The organism is Candidatus Methylomirabilis sp. (assembly GCA_036000645.1).
In the GTDB taxonomy this organism is placed as follows: Bacteria; Methylomirabilota; Methylomirabilia; order Methylomirabilales; family JACPAU01; genus JACPAU01.
On the sequence record DASYVA010000055.1, the window covers coordinates 1 to 2806 of the forward strand.

General features: G+C 72.0%; 4 protein-coding genes. All 4 read right to left on the reverse strand.

What is annotated here, in order from left to right; translation table 11 throughout:
* Positions 1 to 150 precede the first annotated feature (150 nt).
* The 4 genes from VGT06_03240 to VGT06_03255 all read right to left on the reverse strand — a co-directional run bounded on the left by VGT06_03240 (position 151) and on the right by VGT06_03255 (position 2622).
* Positions 151 to 525 (reverse strand): HPF/RaiA family ribosome-associated protein, encoded by a 375-nt coding sequence (locus tag VGT06_03240; GenBank protein HEV8662147.1) that lies wholly within the window; start codon positions 523 to 525, stop codon positions 151 to 153.
* A gap of 30 nt (positions 526 to 555) precedes the next feature.
* Positions 556 to 1047, reverse strand: a complete 492-nt coding sequence (locus VGT06_03245; protein HEV8662148.1) for a universal stress protein — start codon at positions 1045 to 1047, stop codon at positions 556 to 558.
* A 181-nt stretch (positions 1048 to 1228) separates the two neighbouring features.
* Entirely contained in the window at positions 1229 to 2125 is an 897-nt protein-coding gene (locus tag VGT06_03250) for a universal stress protein (protein HEV8662149.1), read from the reverse strand.
* Positions 2126 to 2220: 95 nt separating this feature from the next.
* Entirely contained in the window at positions 2221 to 2622 is a 402-nt protein-coding gene (locus VGT06_03255) for a CBS domain-containing protein (GenBank protein ID HEV8662150.1), read from the reverse strand.
* Between the last annotated feature and the right edge of the window lie 184 nt (positions 2623 to 2806).

Genomic DNA, 2806 nt, shown 5'->3' on the forward strand with positions numbered 1-2806 from the left:
TCCAGGGCCCTGGCGAAGGCGGGTCCGGAGGCCTTGGAGAAATCAGTCGGATGGAGGATCCGGCGAAACGGCTTCATCACGCACCTCTCTTCGTCTTGCCGAGGAGGCTCCGACGGCCCCGCGTCCGCTGCTCTCCCGCTCGTTGCGCCATCAATCCCGCGAGGCTGGCCGCAGACCCGCCGCCAGCAGCCGCTTTGCGACGAAATACTTCTTCGGGCGGCGGCTGAGATCCCTCGCGCGGATGCGATATCGCGCGACCCGCCGCTCGAGCGCCGCGAAGCTGCCGTCGAAGGCCAGCCGTGCGGTTGCCGCCGTGTCCTCCACCCGGATCGTCGGCCGGTAGGGCAGCCGGACCATCAGCGCGCACCGGATCGCGATCCCGCCCTTCGGCCCGTTCTCATCGGAGAAGATCACCCGCGCCGCCACCGGTTTGACCCGCAACGGCGCCAGGGCCGCGCTGAGCCGCCTGGCGACCCGGGCGCGCAGGGCCGGGTCGCGGGAAAGCCCCCGGATCTCCACCGCCATCGCCGACCTCCAGTGAAGGAACCCCCGGTCTCAGCCGCGGCTGCCCGCTACCTGGCCCACGGCCTCTCCTTTGCCGGCGGGGGCCTCCACGGGCGCCTCCGCAGCGCGCAACAGCAGGATCGGGGTGGTGGTCCCGCGCAGCACCGACTCGGCCACGCTGCCCAGGATCAGGCGCCCCAGGCCGCTGCGGCCGTGGGTCGTCATCACGATCAGGTCCACCTTGTACAACCGGGCCGCCTCGACGATGGCGTAGGGCGCAGACCCGTACCAGACCGAGCACTCGACCTTTTTGCACCCGAGGTCGGCGAGCCGGTCCCCGACCCGGGCCAGATACTCCTCCGCCTCCCCCACGACCTTGACCTGGGCATCGGTGGGATCCACGCCCGGGAGGCTATGGGCCTGCGCGGCCCGCAGCAGGATCAGCTGAGCGTCCGACGCCTCCCCCAGCTCGAGCGCCTTCGGGAGCGCAGCCTCGGCCAGGGATGAGCCATCGAGCGGAACCAGAATCTTGGAGACCTTCATGGCTTCCTCCTTCCCCGGGCGCCCTCGTGCGTCCGGGCCACGCAGGAGAAAGGAGCAAGGGCGGTGCCACGGGAAGTGGCGCGTAACCCTGCGAGTTTCGTGCGAAGTCACGTCAGGCGCACGTGGGGAAGGTGGGGCGGCGGCGCCCCACTGTCGCCGCTCGGTCCCACCCACCGACCGGTCAGCGGCCGCCCGCTCCACTGGACGATCCCTTGCCGATCAGGACGGGGCAGCGTGCGGCGCGCAGGACCTCCTCCGACACGCTGCCGAGGAGGAACCGCTTCACGCCGCCCAGGCCCCGCGCGCCCACCACGACGAGGTCCGCCCCGAACTCGGTGGCCTCGCGCACGATCTGCTCCCCGGGCCTCCCGACAGGGATCGCCAGCTCGACGGCCCCGACCCGGTCCCGCAGTTCGGCGGCGGCGTGCTGGAGCGCGGTCTCCACCTCGGCGCGGCGCTCCCGCGCGAGCTGAGCCACCACGGCCCTCAGGTGCGCCTGGGCGGCCCGAGGAGCCAGCGGGGGGATGCGAAGCCGGTTCACGACCCCCACGAGCCTCACCCGCAGCTTCCCCGGGAGCGGCAGGAGGGTGAAGAAGCGGAGGGCCTCCAGGGAATCGGGGGACCCGTCCACGGCCACGACGACGCGGCGGAACCCCTGGGGCTGGCCCTTCACCACAAGGACGGGGCAGGGGGCATGCCGGGCCACGTCCAGCGAGACGCTGCCGACCAGCAGCCCGCGGACGCCGCCGAGGCCGCGGGCCCCCACCACAACCAGCTCCGCGCCCCACTCCTCCGCCGCCCGGATGACCTCCGCCCGGGGCTCGCCCTCGCTCACCCGCAGCTCGGCCCCCGGCCCGCGAGAACCGAGGAGCCGCTCCGCCTCGTCGCCGATCCGGCGGGCGTCGGCGAGGATCGCGTCCCTGAGGTGCTTCAGGGTCTCCGCCCGAACCGGAGGCTCGACGACGACGGCCACCGTCAGGACCAAGACCGGGCTGTCCCCGGGCAACGGAAAATGCCGCAACCACCGGGTCGCCGTCAGGGCATCCGTGGAACCGTCGGTCGCCAGCAACACGCGCATGCGTTCCTCCTTCTGGACCCCCCAAAGGCCACTGGATGTCCTCGCCGACGCGACGGCCTTCGGGTCGAAGAGCGCCGAAGGCGATCTGCTCGGGCTCAGCCGACCTCCCCCGCGTGGACCCGGCCCAGGTCCCCCTCTGCCCATCTCACCAGGGCCTCGAACGCGTCGGACTTGGTGAGGATCCCGATCGGCCGGTCCCCCTCGACAACGGGCAGCGCGCCGATTCTCCTGTCCAGCATTTCCCGGGCCGCCTCCGTCAACGGCGCGTCCGGCGACACCCTCACGGGGTTCTCGGTCATGATCTCGACGATCGGGGCCCCGGGGGAGAGCAGGCGCTCCCCCCCAAGGAGGAGCCGGAGGACATCGCGATTCGAGACGATCCCTGCGAGGCGCCCGCCATCCATGACGAGCACGTGACGGATCCCCTGCGCCCGCATCAGCCGGATGACCTGCTCCACGGAATGCTCCGGCGACACCGTGACCGGATTCCGACTCATCCACTCCCGTACCGTCCCCAACCCCGCCTGCGGCGTAGCATCCATCTCCCACCCCGCTCCGTCGTTATGCCCGCCAGGCCTGCCGGACCGCGTACCCCTTGGCTTTCAGTGCCCTGATCGCGGGGCCCGGATTGATCGTTGCGACCCGGATCATCGCCTCCTTGACCCCCGCGCCGCTCGCCAG

Coding starts and splice junctions, on each gene's coding strand:
- VGT06_03240 (HEV8662147.1), bottom strand. CDS start 525: ATGGCGGTGGAGATCCGGGGGCTTTCCCGCGACCCGGCCCTGCGCGCC.
- VGT06_03245 (HEV8662148.1), bottom strand. CDS start 1,047: ATGAAGGTCTCCAAGATTCTGGTTCCGCTCGATGGCTCATCCCTGGCC.
- VGT06_03250 (HEV8662149.1), bottom strand. CDS start 2,125: ATGCGCGTGTTGCTGGCGACCGACGGTTCCACGGATGCCCTGACGGCG.
- VGT06_03255 (HEV8662150.1), bottom strand. CDS start 2,622: ATGAGTCGGAATCCGGTCACGGTGTCGCCGGAGCATTCCGTGGAGCAG.